Genomic DNA, 25,358 nt, shown 5'->3' with positions numbered 1-25,358 from the left:
CGGCGCGGAAGTTTCCGGCCGTTCCGGCCCCGTGCGGTCGCACGTGGCGTCACGGCAGCACGGCGACCTCCAACGCGGCCAGCCGGCGCGGGTTCGAGACCACCTCGAACCGCGCCACCCGGTCGTCGCGCACGGTGATCACCAGCGCCAGCACCAGCCGGCCGAACGGCGCGACGACCGCGCCCACCGCGCCGTCCAGGAGGGCGGGCGCGGCGAACCGGGACGGTGTCGCGAGCACCACCGCCTCCTCCGCCACGGCCCGCGCACCACACGCGGTGGCCGGCACGCCGGGCGGCAGCACGGCCGGGTCGGCGACCCGCACCACGTCCGGCGCGAGCACCGCCAGCAACCCGGCCAGGTCCCCGGTGCGCGCGGCGGCCAGGAACGCGTCCACCACGTCCCGGTGCCGGGCGATCGCCGCTTCCGGCAGGTCGGTCGTGCCGCGCACGCGCTGCCGGGCGCGGCTGGCGAGCTTCTTGGTGGTCGTGGTGGTGCGCCCGACGATGGGGCCGATCCCGTCGAACGGCACGGCGAACAGGTCGTGCAGCACGAACGCCACCCGCTCGGCGGGCGCCAGGGCGTCCAGCACGACCAGCAACGCCCGGCCGACCGACTCGGCCAGCAGCGCCTCCTGCTCCGGGTCGGCCTCGGACACCCGCTCCGGCAGGTCGCCCACCGGTTCCTCGGGTCGGGCGCGGCGGGCGCGCAGCACGTCCAGGCAGACCCGGGACACGACGGTCCGCAGCCACGCGGCGAGGTTGGCCACCTCGTCCGGGTCGACCCGGCTCAACCGCAGCCACGTCTCCTGCACCGCGTCCTCGGCCTCGGCCAGCGAACCGAGCATCCGGTACGCGACCGCCCGCAGGTGCCCCCGCTGGGCCTCGAACCGCTGAGCCAACTCGTCCACCGGTCACCTTTCGTCGTCGTGCCGCGTCGTCGTGGTCGACGGCGCACAGCCGTGCGAAGTGACAGGAGGACCACCGCGGATGACTGACATCACACCACTGCTGACCCCGGTCGAGCTGGGCGGACTCCGCTTGCCCAACCGCGTCGTGATGGCGCCCATCACCCGTGCGCGTGCTACCGCGGACGGTGTGCCGACCGAGCTGCACGCCGCCTACTACGGGCAGCGCGCGACCGCGGGACTGATCATCACCGAAGGCACCTGGGTGGGTGAACGCGCCATCGGTTTCCCGGGCGTGCCGGGCCTGCACCGCCCGGAGCAGGTGGTGGCGTGGCGGCGGGTGACCGACGTCGTGCACGCGTTGGGCGGGCGGATCGCGGCGCAGCTGTGGCACGCCGGGCCGGGTTCGCCCGCCGAGCTGTCCGTCGCGGACCTCCGGGTGGTGGCGGCCGACTTCCGCGCGGCGGCCCGGTGCGCCCGGGAGGCCGGTTTCGACGGGGTGGAGGTGCACGCGGTCGGGGACTTCCTGCTGCCGAGGTTCCTCAACCCGCGCACCAACCGCCGCACCGACCGGTACGCGGGCGGGCGGCTGCTGCTCGACGTGGTGGACGCGGTGGTCGGCGAGTGGGGCGGCCGTCGGGTCGGCGTGCGCCTGTCACCGTACTGGTCCACGACCGAGGGCTTCGTCCCGGACGAGTCCACTTTGGACGCCTATGACGGCCACGTGGCGGGGTTGGCGGAGTACCCGTTGGCCTACCTGCACCTGCGGGGACCGGAGGCGTTCGACCCCGACCACACCCCTTTCCGCCGCTACCGGGCCCTGTTCACCGGTCCGCTGGTCGTGAACCTCGGGTTCACGCGTGCCGCGGCGGACGACGTGGTGGCGTGCGGGGTCGCGGACGCGGTCTCGTTCGCCACGCACTACATCGCCAACCCGGATCTGGTGGCGCGCTTCGCGTTGCGCCACGCTCTCGCGGTGGGCGACCCGGCCACCTACTACCGGGGCGGCGCGGAGGGTTACGTCGACTACCCGGAGCACCGGCCCCGGGTGCTGTCCTCGAGCGGGAGCGCGGCCGAAACCACCCCGCCGGCGCGGGGATGACGGCGCTCGGGCGACGCCTCAACTTTCAGGGAGCCTGCCTGAAAGTTTGTGCCGTGAAACTTTCAGGCAGGCTTCCTGAAAGTCTCGTGGGCGGTGGCTTCCGGGGCCACCCGGTTGGTGTGGGGTGGGGTCGGGTGGGTGTTAATTATCAGGCAGGCTTCCTGAAAGTTTCGCGGGGCGGTGGCTTTCGGGGCCGCCCGGTTGGTGTGGGGTGGGGTGGTCGGGTGGGGTGTTAATTATCAGGCAGGCTCCCTGAAAGTTTCGCGCGCGGCGGCTCCCGGGACCAGCCCGGCTGGTGCGGGGAGACGTCCGCCAGCGGTTCAGGTCCTAAGCGAGGTTGTGGAACCGGGACGCGGCGGCGGTGAGGGCGTCGGTGAAGGCCCGGGTTGTGCCGCGGTTGTCGTCCTCGGCCCGGGTGAAGGCGTAGATGGTGCGGTTGAGCGCGGGACGCGTGGTGAGGATGCGCACGCCGTCCGGCACGGTGTCACGGCCGAGACGGGGCACGACGGCCGCGCCGACGTTGCCCGCCACCAGGGCCAGCTGCGTCGGGTAGCTGCCGACCGCGCACGTGATCCGGCCGTTGCCGTGCTGCCGGAGCACGTGCGCGAGCCAGTCGTAGCAGCTCGAACCCGCGCACCAGGCGATCCACGGTATGTCGTCCACCTCGGCCAGGTCGACCGCCTTGCGGTGCGCGAGCCGGTGGCTCGCGGGCAGCGCGAGGTCCGCCACGTCGTGCAGCAACGTGATCCGCGACGTGCCGGGCGGCGCGGTGAGGGGCCGGTGCTCCCAGCTCTCCAGCACCGCCACGTCGAGCCGCCCGTCCACCAGGCGCGGCAGGGTCTCCTCGGCCTCGCCCTCGTGCAGGGTCACCTCCAGGCCGGGGTGCTGGGCGCGCAGCGCCGACAGCACGGGCGGCAGCAGGGCGTGCACGGTGGTCGGGATGGCGCCGATGCGCAGGGGACCGGTGATGTCGTCGCGGAGCAGTTCCAGGTCGGCGCGGGCCTGGTCGACCTGGGCGAGGATGGCCGCCGCGTGACCCGCGAGCACGTGACCCGCGGTGGTCAGCCGCACGGTGCGGCCGTGCGGCTCCAGCAGGCGCTGGCCCGCCTCGCGTTCGAGCTTCGCGAGCTGCTGGGACACGCCGGACGGGGTCACGTGCAGCGCCGACGCCGCCGCGGCGACCGTGCCGTGGGTGGCGACGGCGTGCAAGGCGCGCATCCGCTCCAGACCGAACACGGTAGCGATGCTACCGAAATTCGCTGAAGAACAATCGCTTGTCCTTGATGGTCGGCAGATCGCAGGCTGAGCGCGTGACGACCACCGACACCCGTACCGCGCCCGCCCGGACCCGCGTGCACCCGGTGGTGCTCGCGCTGGCCGGCAGCCTCTGCGTCGCCCTGTCGTCGGTGTTCATCAAGGTGTCCGGCACGAGCGGGGCGACCAGCGCGTTCTGGCGCTGCCTGTGCGCGTTGCCGGTGCTCGCCGCGCTGGTGTGGCTGGAGCGGCGACGCGGATCCGCCCGGCGTCGCGTGCTGCTGCCCCTGCTGGCGGGGATCGGGCTGGGCGTGGACTTCGTGCTCTGGGGCGACGCGATCGCCCTGGTGGGCGCGGGCATCGCGACCGTGCTGCTGTCGGTGCAGGTGGTGATCGTGCCCGTGGTGGCCTGGCTCGCGTTCCGGGAACGACCCTCGCGCCGCTTCGTCCGCGCGGCGCCCGTGTTGCTGGGCGGGATCGTGCTCGCGGGCGGACTGGCCGGCACCCCCGCGTTCGGCCCGGACCCGGTGCTGGGCGCGGTGCTCGCGCTCGGCGCGGGTGTCGGGTTCGCCGGTTACCTGCTGCTGATGCGCCGCAGCACGGGCGTCGGCAGCCGGGAGCACACGCTGTTCCTGGCGACCGTCTCCGCCGGCGTGGTGGCGGTGGCGCTGGGCGTGCCGACCGGGCGGCTGGACCTGGACCCCGGCTGGCCCGCGCTGGGCTGGTTGGTGGCGCTCGCCCTGCTCGGGCAGGTCGTGGGCTGGCTGCTGATCTCCACGGCGCTGCCGAGGATGTCGAGCGCGACCGGCGCGACGGTGATGCTCGCGCAACCCGTCGGCGCGATCCTGCTGGGCGTCGCCCTCCTGCACGAGCAGCCGAGCGCACCGCAACTCGCCGGTTGCCTGGTGGTGCTGGCCGCCGTGGCGTACGTCAGCACGGCCCGCTGACGGGTTTTTGCCAGTTCCCGTTCGGGCGGCGGCAATTCTCGTGGTGGGGAATACCCCGGCCCGTGAGTCCACTGAGGACCGGGTCGTCGCGTGACCTCGCCGGTTGTCGAGAAACCCGCCGGATGAACCGGAACCGGGCATCCTCTCGTTGCGCCGACCGGACCAGGACGGCCGCGTCCGCGCGGGAGGATTCCAAGATTCCGGGAAACCACGCCCGAACGCCACCATGGAGCACGGGTTGCCAACACAGCACAGGGAGGGAAGATGCGGCTCGGTGTCCGGATCGCGGCGTTGGTGGCGACGGTCCTCGCCTGGTCGGCGGGCGGGACCGCGTTGGCCGCCGCACCGCTGAACCAGTGGAGTTCGTGGGCCTCGTTGGGTCGGCCGTCGGTCGGCTTCTCGGGTGCTCCGGCCACGGTGGCGCGTGGTGGTGGGTTCGCCAACGTCTACGCGCGTGGTGGCGATGGGGCGTTGTGGCAGTTGGGTTGGGACGGCACGCGGTGGTCCGGGTGGCAGCGCCACAACGACGGGGCCGTGCTCGACGCGACTCCGGCGGTGGGTTCGCTGAACCCCGATCACGAGCACGTGTTCATCCGCACCACCACCGGTCAGCTCTGGCAGAAGTGGTGGACGCGGACGGGTGGCTGGAGCGGGTGGGCGTCGCTGGGCGCGCCCTCGGTCGGTTTCACGGGTGCCCCGGCGACGGTGGCGCGGGGCAACGGGTTCGCCAACGTCTACGTGCGGGGTGGCGACGGTGCCGTGTGGCAGTTGGGTTGGGACGGGACGCGGTGGGCGAACTGGTACCGCCACGACGGGTTCACCGTCGCTTCGCCCATCGCCGCGGGTTCGCTCGGGCCGGATCACGAACACCTCTTCGCCCGCGGCCTCGACGGGAAGCTCTGGCAGAGGTGGTGGACGCGGACGGGTGGCTGGAGCGGGTGGGCCTCGCTCGGCGCCCCGCCGGTCGGTTTCACGGACGCCCCGGCGACGGTGGCGCGGGGCAACGGGTTCGCCAACGTCTACGTCCGCGGTGGCGATGGCGCGTTGTGGCAGTTGGGCTGGGACGGGACGCGGTGGTCGGACTGGCAGCGCCACCCGGACGGGGCCGTGCTCGACGCGACTCCGGCGGTGGGTTCGCTGAACCCCAACCACGAGCACGTGTTCATCCGCAACGTCAACGGCGAGTTGTGGCAGAAGTGGTGGAACGGCTGACCGGACCGGTCAGCCGGCCAGCGCCGTGACCAGGTGGTGACGACCGTCCGCGCCGGTCTTGCGGAAGATCGACTTGAAGTGGTCGTGCACGGTGTGCGCGGACACGCCGAGGCGGCGGGCGATCTGCTTGGGCACCGCGCCGTCGAGGAGTTCGGCGATGACCTGGCGCTCGCGCGTGGTGATGCCGTACCAGTCGCCGAACACCGGGAGCAGCGGCGTGCCGGAGGCCGCCTGGAGGACGACCGCGACGTCACCCGTGCCCGTCGGCTGCGCGTGGAAGGCGACCCACCGGCCGAAGGTCGCGGCGGGCCCGTGGACCAGGGCGGGCGGGACGCGGGGGTCGCGGGCGTGCCGGCGTGCCTGGGCCGACAACGCGGCGAGGAAGAGCCGACCGACCCACTCCGTCCCGTGCCCGGCACGACGCGGCTGCCACCGCCGGGCCGCCGGCGTGCTCGCCCGCACCCGGTCGTCGGGGCCCAGGACGACCACACCCGGCGGATCGGGTGGTCCGGACGGGGCGAGCGGGCCGCCCGTGACGTGCGCACGCAGCGCGGCGATCAACCACGGGCCCAGGTCGAGCGCCCGGCGCACGTCGTCGGCGTCGAACGGCCGTGCTCGCACCAGGCTCAGCGAGCCCCACTCGCCGCGGGCGTCCCGCAACGTCAGCCGCAGTTCGCCGTGGTCCACGAACACGCGGCGGAGCACCGGGGCGTCGCCGTTCCCGCGAGGTGGGCACGCGGGGTCGAAATCGGCCCCGTACCCGTGCGGGAAGCCCAGCGGGTGCACACCACCCGCCGCCGAGGGCGTCGTCCCGGACAGCCGCACGCCCTCATGCGCCACCACCGGCGCGACGGCCCGCGACAGCACCTCGCCCAACTCGTCCGCACCCAGTTCCCCCGCCACCGCGACCAGTTCACGCAGCAGCCGATCCCCCGACCCCGTCATGCGACCGAGTGTGACGCCTGGAACCACCCGACGCCACCCGCCCGAGCGGCGCCACGGCTCGGTCTCCACCCGCACGAGGGCCGGTCGCGGGACATCGCGACCGGCCCGGCTCCGTGGCGACACCCGGTGTCGAGGTCCCACCGCCAGGAGGGGCGACGACGTCGGCGCGGCACACCGGAGTCCACAGTGGACCTGGCTGCCCGCCCGGCTCCGATCAGTACGGACGACGGCGGTAACCCTCGCGGCCGTTGTCCTTGTGGCCCCGGTGACGGATGCCGAGGGTGTCGCGGGTGACCTCGCCCGTTTTGGACGCCATGGGCGGAACGTAGCGCTTCGGCTGTGCTTCCATGCTGTTCTCCTCGTCGTGCCGGGTGATCCGGTCGACCACCTGCCCACCCACGATCAGCCGTCACCCGGGTGCCGGCAACAGCTCCGCGCCCCGCTCATCCTTCCGGCCACCCGACCGGGCGGTCCCCGCACGCCGCGTGACAGCCGCCGCTCAGGCGGAGAACCGCTGCCACGCGGACTGCCTCGTCATGCTCAAGGCGTCCCCGACCCGTGCCCACGTCACGCCACGCGCGCGCAACTCGGCCACGCGCTCCCGCAGGCCGGTCTCGATCCGGTCGGCGTTCGCGGCGATGCGGGGGAGCTGCCCCAACAACTCGTCGTCGGACATGACGGACCACTCCGGGACGTGCGCCTCGCCGGGTCCGTCGTCCGCGTCGAGGATGCGGGCGCACGTCGCCACGCACTCGTCGCAGATGTAGACGCCGGCCCCCGAGATGATCTTGCGGACCTGTTCGGCGGGCTTGCCGCAGAAGGAGCACGTCGGGGTGAAAACCTCGTCGGACACGCGACCACCTCCAGAGTTTGTCAGGCAATTCCTGACAAGGTGAACGGTAGCGTGTCGGTCACCGCCCCGCAACGCCCTCGTCCGGGGAGCGTCACCGATCACGCGGAACCGCATGGACCGGTTGGCGCAGAACGGTTTCCGCCGCTCGGGTGAGTCGGCGGGATTTCTTGACGTGAACCAACGCGTCCCGATATGGTCTAGACCACTTGCCGGAATCGGCCGCCCACCTGCGGGAGGACCGGTCCGGCGCGATCCGGTCGCCGCGGATTAGGACCCTGCCCAGGGAATCCCTTGGGGTTCCTCCGAAGGAGCTGGACAATGAGCCTCAAACGGAAGCTCGCGGCGGTGCTCGCCGGCGTGGGCATCGCACCGTTCATCGTCGTGGTGTCAGCGGGAACGGCCAGCGCGCACGGCTACATCACCTCGCCGCCCAGCCGGCAGGCGAACTGCGCGTCGGGCAAGGTCTCCAAGTGCGGTCCGATCATCTACGAACCGGCCAGCGTGGAAGGCCCGAAGGGGCAGCAGAACTGCCACGGCGGTGACGCCCGGTGGGCGCCGCTGAGCGACGACAGCAAGGCGTGGCCCGCCGCGAAGGTGAGCGACAACGTCTCGTTCAACTGGCTCATCACGGCCAACCACGCCACCACCACGTGGCAATACTTCGTCGGCGGCAGCAAGATCGCCGAGTTCAACGACCACGGCCGCCAGCCGGGCCGGACGGTCACGCACAACGTGAGCCTGGGCGGTCGCACCGGCCGGATCAAGCTGCTCGCCGTGTGGAACATCGCCGACACGGCGATGGCGTTCTACAACTGCGTCGACCTCCAGGTCGGCCCCGGTGGTCCCGAGCCGACGACCACCACCACGACGACGACCACGACGCCTCCGACGACGACCACCACCACCCCGCCGGTGACCGGTCCGTGGGCCGCGGGCGTGTCGTACCCGGCGGGCTCCGAGGTGACCTACGGCGGCTCGTCCTACCGCTGCCTCCAGACCCACACCTCGCTGGCGGGCTGGGAACCGCCGAACGTCGCATCCCTCTGGCAGCGGCTCTAGCACCCCGCCGCGGCGCGGCCGTCCTGGGGCCGCGCCGCACGTCGCCCCGGTCCGGGCCCGACTCCACGTCGGCCCGGACCGGGGCGCTTCGCGTTTCCGGCGGTTGCCCGATCGGGCAGAGCCGGCGCGTCACTCGAACGGCCGCTGGCCGGTCGAGTCCCCGGTCCAGCAGCCTGTAGCCCGTATGCCACCACTACCGGTTTGGGGCTCGTGCGGATCGTTCGGCCGATCATCGGATTCCGGCGCTGGGGTGTGGTTCGCCGTAGGGACTCCGATGTGCTCGGCCACCGTGTTCCCGCTTCGTGCGAGGCGTGCCCCGCTGTGCCGGTCGGTCCGGGGTGGTCCGGTCGAACGAGAGGTAAGGCCCACGAATGAACGGAACTCGGCCCGCGGCTGTTCTTCCCGGCGAGCTGGCGGGCAAGCGAGCCGTGGTCACCGGTGGCAGCCGGGGCATCGGCGCGGCCATCGTGCGCAACCTGCTCGACGCCGGTGCGAGCGTGGTCACGTCCGCCCGCACGCCCACGGAGCACACGCCGTCCGGGGCGGAGTTCGTGCGTGCCGACGTCAGCACGCCGGAGGGCGTGCGTGAGTTCGCCGACGCCGCGCTGGCGCACCTCGGCGGCGTGGACATCGTCGTCAACAACGCGGGTGGCTGCCGCACCTTCAACACCGTGCTGGACCTGGAGAAGGACTGGCAGTACACGATGGACCTGAACTTCCTCGCGGCCGTCCGGCTGAACGCCGCGCTGGTGCCGTCGATGCGTGAGCGCGGCGGCGGGGTCATCGTCCACGTCTCGACCATCGCGACCATCTCCGCCTACCCGATGATCGTCCACTACGCCGCCGCCAAATCCGCATTGGAGACCTACAGCAAGGGGCTCGCGGCGGAGCTGGCGCCGGAGGGCATCCGCGTCGTCGCCGTCTCGCCGGGCAACGTGACGACGCCGGGCGCGGACGCGGGTCGGCGGCAGGTCATCGACTTCCTCGGCCAGGACCCCGAGGAGAACGCGGACATCTGGGCGAACGAGATCCCGCTGGGGCGGATCGGCGAGGTGCACGACGTCGCCGACGCGGTCGCCTTCCTCATCTCCCCGCGTGCCGCGTGGATCACCGGCAGCAACCTGGTCATCGACGGCGGGCGCACCGCCTCCCTGTGACCCGGCCGCGTCGCCGGCGGCCCGCGTCGCTCTCCGTTACGCGGCAGGTGATCCCGCGTCGAAGTTCTGCCCGATCAGGCGGAGTGCGCGCGGCACAGTGGACAGCCGGTTCTTCGACGTACTCAACGACGCGGTGCGGTGTGCTTGTGCCGCACCGCTACCGGCACGGCGACCGGGTTCGCCGCCGACCTCACCCGTCCGCGTGCCGACATCACTCGGCTGGACCAGTGCCGTGCGGGAAAAGCTCTGGCAACTCAGCGTTGTAGGACACGCACGGTCGGGGGTGGAGCGCTCTCAATGGGGCGGTTCGGACGCGTGCGGGTTGGTTCGACCGGCGGTTGTTGGTTCCATGTGATGTGGAGGAACCGGGACACCGCGGGCTCCGATGAGCCGGGAACAACCGCGTCGGTCCGACCGGCGACGAGTGTGTGAACAGCGGCGCGAGGGTTCTCCGCCTGGCGTGGACCGGTGGCCGGTGTGCGTGCCGGCTGTGGTTCCGTCGCAGTGCATTTATCCGCTATGTCGGATTCGGAGATCGGAGAAGATCAACAATGTACGAGACACCTCGGCTGATGAAGCTCGGAACGTTCCGCACCCTCACCCGGCGCGGCGGCGCGCGTCCGCCCCGCGACAGCCGCTGGACCCGCCGTCGGCGTCGTGGCGAGTGAGCGCACCACGGGTGATGATGTGATCGCCTGGTGAATCGCGGAACGGGGCACGGGCGCGCGGTGCCCGCACCCGGTGGCATTGGTGCGGGTGGCAGCCGATCCGTGTCCCGTTCTCACCCGGAACGCCCGTGGTGTCCGCTTTCCCGACCCGAGGTCGGGCGCCCGCGACCGGAGGACCGAGAGGACGACGATGGACCAGCCCGGTTGGGACCTCGCTGGACAGGCGTGGTTCGTGATCCTGCCCGACGACGACGCCGCTGCCGACGCGATCGCGTTGCTGCCGGAGCCGACGTCGTGGGTGTCGCACCCCTCGGGTCGGCCGTGGTTGGTGGGGCGGTGGGACCCGGCCGCGGTGCGGATCGGCGCGGCACGCGGGGTGCGGCTGGTCCTGGTCGGCTGGACCCGGGTGTCCCAGGAGCGGGTGAACGCGTTGGCGGGCCGGGTGCGCGAGGTGGCGGACGTGGCCCGGGTCTGCGCGGATCTGTCGGGCTGCGCGCACGTGCTGTCCTCTGTGGACGGTGAAGTGGTCGCGCACGGCACGGTTTCCGGTGTGCGGCGGCTGTTCTACGCGCGAGTGGGTGGCGTGGTGGTCGCCGGGGACCGGGCGGACGTGCTGGCCCGGTTGGCGGGTTCGGGCGTGGACGAGCGTGCGCTGGCCATGCGGTTGGTGGTGGGTGAGGACATCGTGCCCGGCCTGTGGGACCCGGTGATGTGGCGGGGGGTCACCCCGGTGCCCGAGGACAGCTACCTCGCGGTGGACCGGCGGGGCCGTTCGCGCGTGGTGCGGTGGTGGTGGCCGCCCGAGCCCGTGCTGTCCTTGCGCGAGGGCGCGTGGAAACTGCGGACAGCGTTGATCGACGCGGTCGAGACGCGCCGGGACACGGGTCTGGCGCTGAGCGCGGACCTGTCCGGCGGTCTGGACAGCACCACCCTGTGCTTCCTGGCCTCGCGGGGCGACCGGCCGCTGGTCACGTTCACGAGCAAGAACGACGACCCGGCCGATGAAGACCCGCTGTGGGCCGACCGCGCCGCGGCCCGACTGCCCGCCACCGTGTCGCGGATCGTCCTGACCGACGACGTGTCGCCGACGCAGTATTCCGACCTGACCGAGTTCGGTCCAGTCCTGGACGAACCGTTCCCGGAGATCAGCGTTCGCCCGGTGTACACCGAGCGGGGCCGCCTGCTCATGGCGCGCGGCTCCCGGTTGCACCTGACCGGCGACGGCGGTGACGAAGTCCTGCAGGACTCCCCGGCGTACCTGGTCGACCTGCTGCGGGCCCGACCGCTGCTGGGCGCTCGGCGGTTCACGGCGTACTGGCTGACCCGCCGCTGGCCGCCGGCGCACGCGTTGCGGTACGTGCGGCCTCGCCGGGACGAAGGGGCCTGGCTGGTGGAGGTGGCGGACGGCTTGACCAACCGGCTGCCTCGCGAGGAGTACCCCCGGCTGGCCCTGCATCTGCCGCCGTGGGCGACCACGAACGCGGTGCGGCTGGCCAAGGAGTACCTGCGAGAGATCGCCGCGGTGCTCCCGCCGCACCGCGGCGAGCACACCCAGCGCCAACTGGTGCGCGATCTCCGGTTCAGCGGGCACATGGCGCGCATGGACCAACAGCTCTTCGCCGCGATGGGTCTGTCGCTGACGGCGCCGTTCTTCGACAACACCGTGCTGAACGCGTGCCTCGCGGTCCGGCCGGAGGAGCGCACCTCCCCGTGGGCGTACAAGCCGCTGCTGGCCGAGGCGATGCGCGGCATCGTCCCGGACGTCTCGCTGACTCGGACGACCAAGGCCACCGGGTTCGACGTCGACCACATCGCGGTGCGGCAGAACCGCGCGAGCCTGTTCGCGCTGTGCGCGGACTCCCTGCTGGCCGACCACGGGCTGATCGACCCCGACGCGCTGCGCGCCGCGTGCTCGACGACCATGTGGGAAACCATGCTCGTGCCGCACGCGATGGCCCGGACCTTCAGCGCCGAGCGGTGGCTGCGGGACCGGCCGGAGTACGCGACGCCGCCGATCCCCGATGCGACGGTGGCGGGATCGGCATGACCACCGCCACGCCGCGAAAGGTGTTCTCGTGACCACACCGGAAGCACTGCCCGTCCGCCGCTCACTGGGTTTCGGCCGCCGCCTGGAGGCGACGGTCGCCGTCGTCATCGCGCGCCTGCTGACTTTCCTGTCGCCCGAGCGGCTGCGGGCGCTGCTGCGCACGCTGCGGCGTGGCGCGAGGCCCGCCCCCTACCGCGCGACCGCACGTGCCCGCGAGGCGGTGACCACGGTCAGCCTCCACTGCGCCGGTGAGGGTTGCCTCGCGCGCTCGATCGCCACCGCCCTGATCTGCCGGGCCCACGGCACCTGGCCCACCTGGCGGGTCGGCGTGCGGACCGAGCCCTTCACCGCGCACGCCTGGGTCGAGGCGGACGGCCGGCCGGTGGGCGAACTGCCCGGCACGGAAGGCTTCTACGTCCTGATGACGGTGGCCTAAGCGACCAGGTACTGCTGGCCGGGCAGGAAATCGCCGATCGGCACCATGCGCGCGCCCGCACCCAGCACGGTGCCGGCGAACGGGTCCCCGGCGTGCATGGCCAGCAGCAGCGAGTCGGCGCCGAACCAGTGGCGTGCCACGACCGCCTCCCTGGCCTTCGCCATGCTCTCGTTGAGCGCCCAGTTGGAGATGAACAGGTCCGCGTCCACCTCCGTCGTGCCGACCAGACCGATCGGCACCAGGTTGACGCGCCCGGTGACGGGCCGCACCGGTGACGCGTGGTGCAGCACGACCCGCTCCTCCCCGAGCACGGCGGACAGGTAGAGCCACTGCACGGCGCTGAAGACCGGGGTGTCGAAGATGACGCAGGTCGGCTCACCGCTGTGCATGGCGACCACCAAGCGCATCAGCGCCCCGAAGCCGCCGCCCCACTCCACGATCGTCGCGGCGTCGTCGATCCGCCAGCCGGTCGCCTCCTGGTAACGCAGCAGGTGGAACAACTGGTGCACGGTGTTGGACGACGTGCGGATGTCGCTGCCCGGCAGGGGGACCGTGGGCGGCCCGCCGACCGGTGGTTCGGCGAGCAGGCGTTCGTCGGTGATCCGGGCACGCACATAGGGCAGTTCGTGTGGCAGCAGCCGCTCGTTGACGAACATCTGGAACGCGATCGACGGGTGGCGCAGGAAGTCCGCCGGGGGAGTGGGCAGCAGGTCGCGTTCGAGCTCGACGTTGCGCCGCGCCCAGTCCGGCCGGACGAAGTGGACGTCGCCGTGCGGGCGGACCGCGGCCAGCCGATCGGCGAAGCGCCGTGCCAGGTCGGCGAACGGGGTGCCGCGCCGCCGGTCGTCTGCCGAGTGCATGACGAGGCGCTACCCCGCCCACCGCCCGCCAAACCCCCGCGTCGGACAACCACGCGGTCGGTTGGCCTCACCGGGAGGTGTGACAGCCCGGTGGTTGCCTGGCGCGGGTCGGCGCGGGGTGCTTCAGTCGGGGCCGCCAAGTTTCGTGTCCAGAGTGGAGGCCCGGTGTTCCGGATGGCTTTGCGGCGTGGTGCGGTCCTGCTGGCCCTGATCGCCGGTCTGGTCGGTGGTGGCGTGCCGGCGGTGACGTTCACGGCCACGGCGGAGGTCTTCGCCCACTGCCGCCTCGCGACCTGCGACGACGCGCGGTCCGCCTACCGGTACTGGCAGGGCGAGGGCTGGCCGCCGAAGCGCGTCACCAACCACCTCGCGGACGGCCGGTGCATCACCGGCGGCGGCACGTTCGGCAACCGGGAAGGCCAGCTGCCCGTTCGTCCCCTCGGCACGTACCGCGAGTTCGACGTCTACCCGCGCCAGTGCGGTGACCGCCGCGACGCGCACCGCATCGTGGTCGACCACACCACCGAGACCGGCTGGTACACCGACAACCACTACCAGGACTTCCACCTGCTCTGACCGGCGACCCCGCCCGCGGCCCCCGGACGAGCGGGAGCCGCGGGCGGGGTCGGTCACGCGGTCGCGAACTGGGCCGAGTACAGCCGGTGGTACGCGCCCTCGTGGGCGATCAGCTCCTCGTGGGTGCCCTGCTCCACGATCCGACCCGACTCCATCACCAGGATCAGGTCGGCGTCGCGGATCGTGGACAGCCGGTGGGCGATCACGAAACTGGTCCGCGAGGACCGCAGCGCCGCCATCGCGTGCTGCACCAGCGACTCGGTGCGGGTGTCGACCGAGCTGGTCGCCTCGTCCAGGATCAGCAGGGACGGGTCCGCCAGGAACGCCCGCGCGATGGTGATCAGCTGCTTCTCGCCCGCGCTGACGTTCGAGCCCTCCTCGTCGATCACAGTGTCGTACCCGTCGGGCAGGGTCCGCACGAACCGGTCCACGTAGGTGGCGCGCGCGGCGGCGACGATCTCCTCCTCGGTGGCGTCCGGCTTGCCGTAGGCGATGTTGTCCCGGATCGTGCCGCCGAACAGCCAGGTGTCCTGGAGCACCATGCCGGTCTGGGCCCGCAGGTCCTCGCGCCGCATGGCGGTGATGTCGACGCCGTCCAGCGTGATCCGGCCCGCGTCCAGCTCGTAGAACCGCATGATCAGGTTGACCAGCGTGGTCTTGCCCGCGCCGGTCGGGCCGACAATGGCGATGGTGTGACCCGGCTCGGCGACCAACGACAGGTCCCGGATCAGCGGCTGGTCCTCCTGGTAGGAGAACGCCACGTCCGTGAACTCCACGCGGCCCCGGCGCTCGGCGGGCACCACCGCGTCCGCCGGGTCGGGGGACTGCTCCTCGGCGTCGAGCAGCTCGAACACCCGCTCGGCCGAGGCGACGCCGGACTGCATCAGGTTCGCCATCGACGCCACCTGCGTCAGCGGCTGGGTGAACTGGCGCGCGTACTGGATGAACGCCTGCACCTCGCCCAACGACATCGCGCCGGACGTGATGCGCAGACCGCCCACCACGGCCACGGCCACGTAGGTGATGTTCGACAGGAACATCATCGTCGGCATGATCAGACCGGAGATGAACTGCGCGCCCAGCGACGAGTCCAGCAGCTCGTCGTTGCGGCGGCGGAACTCCTCCTCCGACTCGCGCTGGCGGCCGAACACCTTCACCAGCTGGTGACCCGTGAACGACTCCTCGATGTGCGCGTTGAGCGCCCCGGTGTGCTTCCACTGCGCGATGAACAGCTTCTGCGACCGCTTCCGGATGCCGTTGGTGGCCAGCACCGAGATCGGGATCAGGGCCAGCGCGATCAACGACAGCAGCGGCGAGATGGTGACCATCATGACCAGCACGCCGATCACCGTGAGCAGCGCGGTGAGCAACTGGCTCAGCGTCTGCTGGAGCGTGGTGGACACGTTGTCGATGTCATTGGTGACGCGGGACAGCAGTTCGCCGCGCGGCTGGCCGTCGAAGTAGCGCAGCGGGAGCCGGTGGAGCTTGTCCTCCACCTCGGCGCGCATCCGGAACACGAACCGCTGCACGACGTTGTTGAGGATGCGGCCCTGCACCCAGCCGAACAGCGACGACGCCAGGTACAGCACGAAAACCCAGGCGAGCACTTCGCCCAGCGCGCGGAAGTCGATGCCCGCGCCGGGTTCGCCACGCCACCGCGCGAGGATGCCGTTGAAGATGATGTCCGTGGCGTAACCGAGGATCTTCGGTCCCACCACGGCCAGCGCGACGCTGATCACGCCGAGGGCGATCACGGCGGACAACGCGGCCCGCTCGTGCCGCAGCCGGCGGACCAGCCGCTTGGCGGACGAGCCGAAGTCGTCCGCCTTGCCCATCGGGATGCCGCCGCCGGGGAACCCGCCGCCGCCCAGGCGGGTGGGCGTCGCGGGTCGCTTCGTGGTCGGGGCGCTCATGCCGCCTGCTCCGTGGTCAGCTGGGACTGGACGATCTCCACGTAGGTGGGGCAGGTGTCCAGCAGTTCGTGGTGGGTGCCGATGCCGACGACCTCGCCGTTGTCCAGCACGACGATCTGCTCGGCGTCGATGATGGTGGACACGCGTTGCGCGACGACGATCACCACGGAGTCCGCGGTGTGCGGGCGCAGCGCCGCGCGCAACCGGGCGTCGGTGGCCAGGTCGAGCGCGGAGAACGCGTCGTCGAACAGGTACACGTCCGGCCTCCGGACCAGGGCACGCGCGATGGACAGCCGCTGCCGCTGACCGCCGGAGACGTTCGTGCCGCCCTGGGCGATGGCGGCGTCCAGGCCACCCATCTCCCGCACGAAGTCCGCGGCCTGCGCGATCTCCAGCGCATCCCACAGCTCCTCGTCGGAGGCGTCGGGCTTGCCGTAGCGCAGGTTGCTCGCGACCGTGCCGGTGAACAGGTACGGCCGCTGCGGCACCAGGCCGAGCCGGTCGCACAGCACGTCCGGGTCGACCGCCCGGACGTCGGAGCCGTTGACCAGCACCGCGCCGCCGGTGGCGTCCATCAGCCGGGGGATGAGCGAGACCAGCGTGGTCTTGCCCGCGCCGGTGCTGCCGATGATCGCGGTGGTGCGGCCCGCCTCGGCCCGGAACGCGATGTCCCGCAGCACGGGCTCGGCCGCGCCGGGGTAGCGGAACTCGGCCTGCCGGAACTCCACCTCGGCCCGCGTGCGCAGCTCCCGCACCGGTGCGGACGGCGGCGTCACGGACGATTCGGTGTCCAGCACCTCGTTGATGCGCTCGGCGCAGACGGTGGCACGCGGGACCATCATGGAGATGAACGTCGCCATCATCACGGCCATCAGGATCTGCATGAGGTAGCTGAGGAACGCGGTCAGGGAGCCGATCTGCATCTCGCCGGTGTCCAGGCGCTGCGCGCCGAACCACAGGACGGCGACGCTGGAACCGTTGAACATCAGCATGACGACCGGGAAGATCAACGCCTGGAGCCGGCCGACCCGCAGGGCGGTGTCGGTCAGCGCGGCGTTGGCGTCGGCGAACCGCTTGGTCTCGGCGCGTTCCCGCACGAACGCGCGCACCACGCGGATGCCGGAGAGCTGCTCCCGCAGCACCCGGTTGACCGCGTCGATGCGTTCCTGCATGAGCCGGAACTGCGGAACCATGCGGATCACGATCAGGCCGATCGCGACCACCATGGCGGGCACGCACACCGCGAGCAGCCAGGACAGGCCGACGTCCTCGCGCAGCGCCATCACGATGCCCGCCGCGCACATGATCGGCGCGGTGACCAGCATGGTGCACACCATCACCACGAGGGTCTGCACCTGCTGCACGTCGTTGGTGGTGCGGGTGATCAACGAGGACGGGCCGAACGCGTTGACCTCGCGCGCGGAGAACTCGCCGACCCGGTGGAAGACGGCCGAGCGCACGTCCCGGCCGAACCGCATGGCGGTGCGCGCGCTGTAGTAGACGGCTCCGCCGGAGCAGAGGATCTGGAGCACGCTGACCGCCAGCATCCAGCCGCCGGTGGACATGATGTAGCCGGTGTTGCCGGTGGCGATGCCGAAATCGATGATGTCGGCGTTGAGGCTGGGCAGGTACAGCGACGCGACCGTGCCGATGAACTGGAGCACCAGGATCACCGTCAGCTCGCGCCGGTACGGGCGGAGAAATGTCCGGAGTAGCCGGTATAGCAACGTTTCCCCCCAAGAAACGGACCGGGTTTTAGTGTAGGGCACAGTAGACCCGAGGGTTAAGAAACGCAAAGTATCTTAGGGGTAGGGTGTCGGAGCCGAAGTCGCGCCGCCGCGGCGCCGAGCTGGAGCGGGCGATCCTCGACGCGGCGTGGGCGGAGCTGCGCGAGGTCGGGTACGCCCGGTTCACCGTCGAAGCCGTCGCCGCGCGGGCGGGCACCAGCAAGCCCGTCCTCTACCGCCGGTGGAAGAACCGGGCCGAACTCGCCGTGGCCGCGTGGCAGCAGCGGATGCCGGCGTTCGGCGACGTGCCCGACACCGGAGCCCTGCGCTCGGACCTGTTGACGTTGTTCACCCGCATCGGGTTGCGCACCGGCAGCATGATGTCCGAGATGGTGGCAGGCGTGATGGCCGAGGCGTTCCGCCACCCGGAGGTCGCCGACCTGCTCCGTTCGCGGCTCACCCAGCCGATGCCGTTGACCGAGGCCGTGCGGGAGATCGTGGAGCGGGCCGTGGCGCGGGGTGAGCTGGCGCCCCTCCACCTGCCGCCGCGAGCCTTGCGCGCACCTCTCGACCTGGTGCGCAACGAGTACATCACGTGTCAGGCGCTCGACGGGGCCGTGTTGGAGGAGCTGGTGGACGACATCTACCTCCCGTTGTTGCGTGGTTTGCGGCTTGACTGAGGTGTGAGTGCGCGTTGTTCAAGAATTTCTCAAGCGGCGTGGCGCACAGTGTGTGCCCCGGGTCACCGCCGACCCGGGCGGCCGGTGGCGGGGAGGTCGACCGGCACGCGGCGGGGTCAGGTAGAGCGGGTGCACCCCAGGCGCCAAGCTCCCGACCCCGCCGCACCCCAACCCCCACCCCGCCGCACGAGCCACCCCCCCGCCCACCCCGGCTGCCGCTGCCCTGACCGCCGCCACGCCAACCGCCGCCGCTGCCGCGCCTCCGCCCTGCGCCGCGCCGCCGCACCCTGCCGCCTCGCGCCGCCGCACCCTGCCTCGCGCCGCCGCGCCTCGCCGCACCCTGCGGCCCCGCCTTCCCACCGCGCCTCGCGCCGCCGCGCCGCCGCACCCTGCGGCCCCGCCCTGCTGCCGCGCCGCCCCTGTCCCGCCGCGCCGCGCCCGGCGCGCCCCTCGCCCCGCCGTCGCGCGGACCCCGCCGCCGGTCCCATCCCGTCTCTCCGTCCAGCCGCTCCACCCCGGAGCGTGGACATCGCCAACGCCCTACGGGGTGTGCGGACCCGCGTGGACGATCTTCACCTAGGCTGGCGCGGACGTTGCCCACGGCGCTTCAGGGAGTGCGAACCGATGGCCGACTCGGCGCGAGAGCTGCTCGACCGCATCCGGCGGGAAGTCGCGGGCGAACACGGCGAGAACCGGTTCCTGCCCCTGGTCGCCGCCGGGCGCGTGCCGGTCGGGGTCATCGGCGCGCTGGCAGCCGAGGAGAGCCGGATCGTGCCCGGCGACTGGCGTGCGTTCCTCACCCTCGCGGCCCGCGCCGAGGACCCCGCCGGGCGCGCGTTCTTCAGCGGCTTGGCGCAGGGGGAGAGCCTCGCGCTCCCGCTGCTGCCACCCCTCGCCGCGGCGGCCGGGTTGGACGAGCACGCGGTCCGCGCCTACCGGCCGCGGCCGGGTTGCCAGGCGTACGCGGCCTACGTGGGGTGGCTCGCGCTGAACGCCCGCCCCGAGGTGGCCGCGCTCGCGATGCTGACCAACTTCGCCGAGTTCGGCGCGTACTGCGGCTCCCTCGCCGGGGCGCTGCGCGAGCACTACGGCTTCGCCGACGACGCGGTGGCCTTCTTCGAGTTCTTCGGCTCGCCCGTGCCGGAACTGGAGGAGCAGGGCCTGGCCGCCGTGCAGGCCGGGCTGGACGCCGGGGTGTCGTTCGACGGCGCGGTGGAGATCGTGCGCCTGCTGCAAGGTTTCGAGCTGCTGTTCTGGAACACCCTGGCCGAGCTAGCCGGGCACCCGGCCGGGTGAGTCGATGCGACCCCCCGCGTGGAGGTCCAGGAACAGGTCCACCACGTCCGGGTCGTACCGCGTGCCGCGCCCCGCGCGCAGTTCACGACGCGCCTCGTCCACGGTGCGGGCGGGTCGGTAGGGGCGTTCGGTGAGCATCGCCGCCCACACGTCGCACACGGCGATCAGCCGCGCCTCCCAGCGGATGGCGCCACCGGCGAGGCCCTGCGGGTAGCCGCTGCCGTCGTACCGCTCGTGGTGCTGCCGGATCGCCTGCGCCACCGGGAAGAAGCCAGGCAGCGTGTCCGCCAGCCGGAAACCGTGGTCGGCGTGCTGACGCACCACCCGCCACTCCTCCGGGTCCAGCGCGGACGGCTTGGACAGCACCGCGTCCGGCACGACGATCTTGCCGATGTCGTGCAGCCTGCCCGCGAGTTCGGCGATGTGCGCGGCCCGCTCGTCGTGCCCGAGTTCGAGCGCCAGCAACCGCGTCCACCTGGCCACCGCGCGGCTGCTGTGCGGCGCGCGCTGCTTGCGGTCCACCTGGTCCGCGACGCGGCACAGGTGGTCGAGCATGGCGGGCTCGCAGTCGGCGTGCGTCGTTCCGACCACGACCCGGTCGCGGCCCGCGAGCTTCGCCGCGTACAGCGAGCGGTCGGCCGCGGCGATCACCTCGGCCGGGTCGCCGCCGTGCTCCGGGTAGCAGGCCGCGCCGACGGACACCGTCGCGGGCAGCCACAACGTGTCGGTGGCGGCGATCGGCCGGTCCGCGACGGCATCGCGCAGGCGTTGCGCGATGGCCGTCAGCTCGCCCGGTCCCGCGCCCGGCACCAGCAGCGCGAACTCCTCGCCGCCGTACCGGGCGACCACGTCGCCCGCCCGCGCCGCACGGCGCAACCGGTCGGCGATCTCCGCCAGCACGCGGTCGCCCGCCGGGTGGCCGTGCCCGTCGTTGATGGACTTGAACCGGTCCACGTCGGCGATGAACACGGCGACCGAACCGCCCGACCGACGTGCCCGTTCCACCTCGATGGGCAGTTGCGCGACGAAGAACCGGCGCGTGTGCAACCCGGTCAGCGCGTCCGTGATGGCCAACCGCCGCTGGTCGGCCACCAACGCCGCTAACCGGGCGATCACCAGGCCGAACAGCGTCGCGCACGCCGCGGCGATCACCGGCACGTCGTGGAACCGGCCGGTGGCGTGCTGCACCACCAGCATCGCGGGCGCGACGAGGGCCGCGGCGCACAGGGCGGCCAGCCGGGCGGGGCCGAGCACGTTCTCGCGCACGGCGGTCGGCTCGGCCACGGCGCCCATCGCGGGGTGCAGTGCCGCCGCGCCCAGCGCGAGGTTGCCGCCGAGCCAGATGGCGTCCAGGTAGTTGCCCGCCTGGAACGTGCCGTTCAGCTGCTGGAGCACGTACAGCGTGTCGGCGGTCAGGATGGCCAGCAGGTTCGCCGACAGCAGCACGAACGCGCCGGGCCGCTTGCCGCTGCCCATGAACAACCGGATCGCCACGGCCAGCATCGCGAGGTCCATGACCGGGTAGGCGACCGTGGCGATCGTGACCACCACCGGCTGGTCGAGCCGGGCACGTGGGCCGATCAGGTACAGCCACGACAGCATCGCCGCGACCACCGCCAGCACGGACGCGTCCAGGGCGCTCGGGAGATCGCGGCCGGGCGTGCGGCGGCGGACGAACAACAGCAGCGCCGCCACCGTCAACGGGTAGTGCCCGAGGTAGAAGGCGTCGGCGGGGGAGGGGTAGCCGGTCCGGTCGAGCAGGTAGTGCAGGACGTAGAAGGTCGAGTCGGCGATCGAGTAGACCACCTGGCCGAGACCGAGCAGCAGCCACGGCAACCGCGCGCCGTCACGCCGGCGCAGCGCGACGGACACGACGACGACCGCGGCGGACGCGCTGGTGAGGCAGTACATGACGACCCGCGCGCCGACGCCCAGTCCCTCGCGGGGGATCGCGTAGTACACCGCGATCGCCACCAACCCGGCCCCCAGGTAGCCGAGCCAGGCCCTGCCCGCGACCGGGTGTGGGCCGTGCACGTTCATGGGTGGACTCCGCTGTCGCCGGAAAGTGGGACGGCTTGGCACGCGGCAGTGGCGGCGCTTACCGCCGTTGGATCATGCCGCACCGGTCGACGGGGGCGAAAGCGAGGTCGACTGGTCCATTCGTGTTGACCGCCACGGTGTCGATCACTCTCGGTCGCGACGCTCCATCGCGCCTGATCATGAGTGGAATATTCCTTCCTATAGCTTCAGTGTTGATTGAAAGAAACCAAAAAGCAGGGGGTCGCCGCGCCGGAGAACCCGACAGTTCTCGCACATGCCTGGAAGGACGGCACCGCCCCGCGTCAGCCGAGCCGCCCCGCCGCAGCGGGCCACCCCGATACGCACGAGCCCATCGGCGCGCGCTGCTCGGCGCACGACCTGCCCGATGCGCCCGGCTCAGCGGGGCAGCACGGGTGAGTCCTCCCGGACCGGGCGGAGGATGACGCGGCCGATCACCTCCACCAGCAGGGCCGCCACGCCGCCGATGGCCGCGCCGACCAGGAGGCGTTGCGGGGTCACCGCCAGCAGGAAGATCCCGTGCCCGATCGCGGGCACGGCGAGGACCAGCGCGAGCACCCCCGCGAGCCCGGCGAGCAGCGCGACCTTCCACGTGTTGAACGGCCGCGCCAGCAGCGACAGCGTCCACAACGACGCGATGGCGACGACGACGGTCGCGACGGTCTGCGCCGCCGACCGGTCCGCCTCCGGCTCCAGACCGCGGATGGTGAGGTAGCCCGCGTACGCCGCGATGCCGATGACCAACCCGGTCGGCAGCGCGAGCCGCAGCACCCGCCGCAGGAAGCCGGGGACGTAACGGCGGTGGTTGGGCGCGAGCGCGAGCACGAAGCCGGGGATGCCGATGGTGGTGGCGGAGATGAGGGTCAGCTGGATGGGCGCCAGCGGGTAGGCGAGGCTGGTGGCGACCACGATCATGGCGAGCACCAGCGAGTAGACGTTCTTCACCACGAACAGGTTCGCGGCGCGCTCGATGTTGGCGATGACCCGGCGACCTTCGGCGACGACGTCCGGCAGGTGCGCGAACCGGCTGTCCAGCAGCACAAGTTGGGCCACGGCGCGGGTCGCGGCGGCGCCGTTGCCCATGGCCACGCCGATGTCCGCGTCCTTGAGCGCCATGGCGTCGTTGACGCCGTCGCCGGTCATGGCCACGACGTGACCGCGGCGCTGGAGCGCGCCGACGATGGCGCGCTTCTGCTGCGGTGTGACGCGGCCGAAGACGGCCTTGTCCTCCAGCACGGCGGCGAGCTGGTCGGGGTCCTCGGGCAGGGTCCGCGCGTCCACGGCTTCCTCGGCGTGGCTGATGCCGGGCAGCCCGACGCGCACCGCGACCGCGCCCACGGTGCGCGGGTTGTCGCCGGAGATGACCTTGAGGGTGACGCCCTGCTCCGTGAAGTAGCGCAGGGTGTCGGGTGCGTCGTCGCGGATGTGCTCGGCGAGCACGACGAGGGCGCGCGGCGTGAGGTCGGTGGGCAGCTCCGAGCCCTCCACGGCGTTCTCGGTGTGGCCGAGCACGAGGACGCGCCGGCCTTCGGCGGCGATCTCGGCGGCGGTGCCCAGGAGGGGTTGGTCGCCCGCGTCGGGGAACACCATCTCGGGCGCGCCGAGCACCCAGGTGCCGTGGTCCTCGGCGGTCACGGCGGACCACTTGCGGGCGGAGGAGAACGGGACGCCGCCGGTCCGCCGCCACTTCGGCGTGGTGAACTCGGCGGCGAGGGCGGTGGAGGTGGCGTTGGCGTCGGGCGCGGCGGCGCACAGCGCCAGGGCCTCGCGGACGTCGGGTTCGTCCTCGGGCTCGACGACGAGCCGGTCGTACACGATGTCGCCGTGGGTGAGGGTGCCGGTCTTGTCCAGGCAGACGGTGTCGACGCGGGCGAGGACCTCGACCGCGGGCAGTTCCTGGACCAGGGTCTGCTTCCGGGCGAGGGAGACCGCGGCGATCATGAACGCCAGGCTGGTGAGCAGGACCAGGCCCTCGGGGACCATGCCGACGAGTGCGGCGACGGCGCCGGTGACGGCGTCCTGCCACTCGTCGTTGTCGGGCACGCGGAACTGGCTCCACAGCAGCAGCGGCGCGACGACCAGCATCATCAGCGAGATCCAGCGCAGCAGCCTGTTGGTGCCCGCGACGAGTTCGGAGTGCACGACGGTGAACCGGCGCGCCTCGGCGGTGAGCCGGGTGGCGTAGGCGTCCGCGCCGACGTGGGTGGCGCGGAACCGGCCGGTGCCGGCGACGACGATGGAACCGGACCGGACCTCGTCGCCGACGGACTTGTGCACGGGGTCGGACTCCCCGGTGAGCAGGGACTCGTCGACCTCCAGGCCGGTGGTGGCGGTGACGGAGCCGTCGGCGACCACCTGGTCACCGGTGCGCAGCTCGATCAGGTCGTCGGCGACGACCCCGGCCACCTCGATCTCGGAGGTCTCGCCGTCGCGGATGACGCGGGCGTGCGGCGCGTTGAGCACGGCGAGCCGGTCGAGGGTGCGCTTGGCGCGCAGCTCCTGGAACACGCCGATGGCCGTGTTGGCGACGATCACCAGCCCGAACAGGCCGTTCTGCCACCGGCCGGTGGTGAGGATGACGATGAACAGGGTCAGCAGCAGCCCGTTGAACGGGGTGACGACGTTGGCGCGGATGATCTGCGCCGTGCTGCGGCTGGTCTGCGCGCCGACCGCGTTGGTGCGGCCGTCGGCGACGCGCTCGGCGACCTGCTCGCCGGTCAGGCCGTTCGCGGCGTCGGGCGCGACCAGCACGGACCTCTCGGACATCCCCACCTCCACCGGTTCTGCGGCCATCCTGCCCCCGGTGATCCGGCCGTGCCCGACCAGGTCACCCGACCGCCCGGTGCTCAGCGCACGTCGGCGACGGTCGCGGCGGCGTTGTCGGAGCCGCCCGCCGCGATGGCGGCGTCGACCAGGACGCGGGCGGCGGTCGCCGGGTCGGCGACCTCGCGGGCCACGCGGGCGATCGCCGCGGCGTCGAGGTGGTGGTGCACGCCGTTGGTGAGCAGGACGAGGCGGCCCGCGCCCGCGGGTCCGGTGGCGAAGCCGGGCACGCCCTTGCGGGCGGTGGTGGTGACGACGTGGTCCATGCCGGGGTGCGCTCGGACGTCCCGGTCGCGCAGGTACTGACCGAGCGTGTGGTCCGCGGTGAGCAGGACCGGTGCGGCGGCGGTGTCGGGCACGAAGTACGCGCGGCAGTCGCCCACCCACGTGACGGTCCAGCCGTGTTCGGCGTCGCCCGCGGCGACGGCGAAGGTGGTGTCGCCGGTGTGGAGGTCGCCGGTGCCGTCCCCGGGTTCGATGTCGCGTGGTGGGGGAGCCGGCCCGTCGTGCGACCGGCGGGTCGGGATGGCGGGCGTTCCGTCGTCGGGTGACCGGCCGACGGGGATGGTGGGAGCGTCACCGGAGAGGGCGTGGCGCACGGCGGGCGGCGCGCCGGCGGTGTCCGCGGCCCACGCCTCGTCGACGGCGGCGGTGACGGCGAGTTGGGCGGCGAGCGCGGCCTCGGCGGTGTCGCCGACGCCGTCCGCGACGGCGATCGCGAACCGGCCGGCGGAGGTGCGCGCGGCGGCGGCGTCGGCGGGCACCCGGCGGTGTCCGCGTGCGGTGGCCCAGCCGGTGGTGCGGCGTACCGCGTGGTCCAAGGCGGTCATGGCGGCCTCCG

General features: G+C 72.5%; 22 protein-coding genes. 11 read left to right on the top strand and 11 right to left on the bottom strand.

The window, feature by feature from the left end; all coding sequences use genetic code 11:
* Positions 1 to 49: 49 nt before the first annotated feature.
* Positions 50 to 907, bottom strand: coding sequence for a sigma-70 family RNA polymerase sigma factor (locus tag KZQ38_RS14550; RefSeq protein ID WP_219442281.1), 858 nt, complete (start codon positions 905 to 907; stop codon positions 50 to 52).
* A 79-nt stretch (positions 908 to 986) separates the two neighbouring features.
* Between KZQ38_RS14550 and KZQ38_RS14545 the strand changes: the two genes are divergently transcribed.
* Positions 987 to 2,006: an oxidoreductase gene (locus KZQ38_RS14545; protein ID WP_219442279.1), complete on the top strand. Its 1,020-nt coding sequence runs from the start codon at positions 987 to 989 to the stop codon at positions 2,004 to 2,006.
* A gap of 327 nt (positions 2,007 to 2,333) precedes the next feature.
* On the opposite strand, the gene KZQ38_RS14540 is transcribed toward KZQ38_RS14545, so the two are convergent.
* Positions 2,334 to 3,242: a LysR family transcriptional regulator gene (locus KZQ38_RS14540; RefSeq protein WP_219442278.1), complete on the bottom strand. Its 909-nt coding sequence runs from the start codon at positions 3,240 to 3,242 to the stop codon at positions 2,334 to 2,336.
* Positions 3,243 to 3,316: 74 nt separating this feature from the next.
* On the opposite strand from KZQ38_RS14540, the gene KZQ38_RS14535 reads away from it, so the two are divergent.
* Positions 3,317 to 4,207: a DMT family transporter gene (locus tag KZQ38_RS14535; RefSeq protein ID WP_308258402.1), complete on the top strand. Its 891-nt coding sequence runs from the start codon at positions 3,317 to 3,319 to the stop codon at positions 4,205 to 4,207.
* Positions 4,208 to 4,471: 264 nt separating this feature from the next.
* Positions 4,472 to 5,419, top strand: a complete 948-nt coding sequence (locus KZQ38_RS14530; RefSeq protein ID WP_219442274.1) for a DUF8189 domain-containing protein — start codon at positions 4,472 to 4,474, stop codon at positions 5,417 to 5,419.
* Positions 5,420 to 5,428: 9 nt separating this feature from the next.
* Here the strand turns inward: KZQ38_RS14530 and KZQ38_RS14525 are convergent, their stop codons facing one another.
* From KZQ38_RS14525 to KZQ38_RS14515, 3 genes are all read right to left on the bottom strand, one after another.
* Positions 5,429 to 6,364, bottom strand: a complete 936-nt coding sequence (locus tag KZQ38_RS14525) for a helix-turn-helix transcriptional regulator (protein WP_219442272.1) — start codon at positions 6,362 to 6,364, stop codon at positions 5,429 to 5,431.
* Between the two features lie 214 nt (positions 6,365 to 6,578).
* Positions 6,579 to 6,764, bottom strand: a complete 186-nt coding sequence (locus KZQ38_RS14520) for a hypothetical protein (RefSeq protein WP_219442270.1) — start codon at positions 6,762 to 6,764, stop codon at positions 6,579 to 6,581.
* Between the two features lie 99 nt (positions 6,765 to 6,863).
* Positions 6,864 to 7,217 carry a ClpX C4-type zinc finger protein gene (locus tag KZQ38_RS14515; RefSeq protein WP_308258401.1) on the bottom strand — a complete coding sequence of 118 codons (354 nt, stop codon included), beginning with the start codon at positions 7,215 to 7,217 and terminating at the stop codon, positions 6,864 to 6,866.
* A gap of 318 nt (positions 7,218 to 7,535) precedes the next feature.
* Between KZQ38_RS14515 and KZQ38_RS14510 the strand changes: the two genes are divergently transcribed.
* The 5 genes from KZQ38_RS14510 (at position 7,536) to KZQ38_RS14490 (ending at position 12,584) form a co-directional block, all read left to right on the top strand.
* On the top strand, positions 7,536 to 8,276 hold the full coding sequence (locus KZQ38_RS14510; RefSeq protein WP_219442266.1) for a lytic polysaccharide monooxygenase: 741 nt from the start codon (positions 7,536 to 7,538) through the stop codon (positions 8,274 to 8,276).
* Between the two features lie 371 nt (positions 8,277 to 8,647).
* Positions 8,648 to 9,433: an SDR family oxidoreductase gene (locus KZQ38_RS14505; protein ID WP_219442265.1), complete on the top strand. Its 786-nt coding sequence runs from the start codon at positions 8,648 to 8,650 to the stop codon at positions 9,431 to 9,433.
* Positions 9,434 to 9,984: 551 nt separating this feature from the next.
* Positions 9,985 to 10,101 carry a lasso RiPP family leader peptide-containing protein gene (locus KZQ38_RS37500; RefSeq protein ID WP_219442262.1) on the top strand — a complete coding sequence of 39 codons (117 nt, stop codon included), beginning with the start codon at positions 9,985 to 9,987 and terminating at the stop codon, positions 10,099 to 10,101.
* 190 nt (positions 10,102 to 10,291) lie between these two features.
* Entirely contained in the window at positions 10,292 to 12,148 is a 1,857-nt protein-coding gene (locus KZQ38_RS14495) for an asparagine synthase-related protein (protein ID WP_219442260.1), read from the top strand.
* 28 nt (positions 12,149 to 12,176) lie between these two features.
* Positions 12,177 to 12,584, top strand: coding sequence for a lasso peptide biosynthesis B2 protein (locus KZQ38_RS14490; RefSeq protein ID WP_308258400.1), 408 nt, complete (start codon positions 12,177 to 12,179; stop codon positions 12,582 to 12,584).
* On the opposite strand, the gene KZQ38_RS14485 is transcribed toward KZQ38_RS14490, so the two are convergent.
* Complete coding sequence (locus KZQ38_RS14485; RefSeq protein WP_219442256.1) at positions 12,581 to 13,444, bottom strand: class I SAM-dependent methyltransferase; 864 nt, start codon at positions 13,442 to 13,444, stop codon at positions 12,581 to 12,583. The two genes, KZQ38_RS14490 and KZQ38_RS14485, sit on opposite strands and share 4 nt — an antisense overlap.
* A 174-nt stretch (positions 13,445 to 13,618) precedes the next feature.
* Between KZQ38_RS14485 and KZQ38_RS14480 the strand changes: the two genes are divergently transcribed.
* Positions 13,619 to 14,020 carry a ribonuclease domain-containing protein gene (locus KZQ38_RS14480; protein WP_257901499.1) on the top strand — a complete coding sequence of 134 codons (402 nt, stop codon included), beginning with the start codon at positions 13,619 to 13,621 and terminating at the stop codon, positions 14,018 to 14,020.
* A gap of 53 nt (positions 14,021 to 14,073) precedes the next feature.
* On the opposite strand, the gene KZQ38_RS14475 is transcribed toward KZQ38_RS14480, so the two are convergent.
* On the bottom strand, positions 14,074 to 15,933 hold the full coding sequence (locus KZQ38_RS14475; RefSeq protein ID WP_219442253.1) for an ABC transporter ATP-binding protein: 1,860 nt from the start codon (positions 15,931 to 15,933) through the stop codon (positions 14,074 to 14,076).
* A complete protein-coding gene (locus KZQ38_RS14470) occupies positions 15,930 to 17,660 on the bottom strand; it encodes an ABC transporter ATP-binding protein (protein ID WP_219442251.1) in 1,731 nt (576 codons plus the stop codon). The genes KZQ38_RS14475 and KZQ38_RS14470 overlap by 4 nt, the downstream gene beginning before the upstream one ends.
* A gap of 86 nt (positions 17,661 to 17,746) precedes the next feature.
* On the opposite strand from KZQ38_RS14470, the gene KZQ38_RS14465 reads away from it, so the two are divergent.
* A complete protein-coding gene (locus KZQ38_RS14465) occupies positions 17,747 to 18,340 on the top strand; it encodes a TetR/AcrR family transcriptional regulator (RefSeq protein ID WP_219442250.1) in 594 nt (197 codons plus the stop codon).
* A 624-nt stretch (positions 18,341 to 18,964) separates the two neighbouring features.
* Entirely contained in the window at positions 18,965 to 19,636 is a 672-nt protein-coding gene (locus KZQ38_RS14460; protein WP_219442248.1) for a thiaminase II/PqqC family protein, read from the top strand.
* Here the strand turns inward: KZQ38_RS14460 and KZQ38_RS14455 are convergent.
* The 3 genes from KZQ38_RS14455 to KZQ38_RS14445 form a co-directional block, all read right to left on the bottom strand.
* A complete protein-coding gene (locus KZQ38_RS14455) occupies positions 19,613 to 21,676 on the bottom strand; it encodes a diguanylate cyclase (protein WP_219442246.1) in 2,064 nt (687 codons plus the stop codon). The genes KZQ38_RS14460 and KZQ38_RS14455 overlap by 24 nt on opposite strands.
* Before the next feature lie 396 nt (positions 21,677 to 22,072).
* The gene (locus tag KZQ38_RS14450; RefSeq protein ID WP_219442244.1) at positions 22,073 to 24,460 is read right to left on the bottom strand and encodes an HAD-IC family P-type ATPase; all 2,388 of its coding nucleotides are present in this window, start codon (positions 24,458 to 24,460) and stop codon (positions 22,073 to 22,075) included.
* Between the two features lie 80 nt (positions 24,461 to 24,540).
* Positions 24,541 to 25,347 (bottom strand): PP2C family protein-serine/threonine phosphatase, encoded by an 807-nt coding sequence (locus KZQ38_RS14445; RefSeq protein WP_219442242.1) that lies wholly within the window; start codon positions 25,345 to 25,347, stop codon positions 24,541 to 24,543.
* Positions 25,348 to 25,358: the final 11 nt, after the last annotated feature.

The organism is Saccharothrix obliqua (assembly GCF_019375475.1).
GTDB classification, from domain to species: Bacteria; Actinomycetota; Actinomycetes; order Mycobacteriales; family Pseudonocardiaceae; genus Actinosynnema; species Actinosynnema obliqua.
The sequence above is the reverse complement of the archived record's forward strand: the minus strand, read 5'-3'. Positions and strand labels throughout refer to the sequence as shown.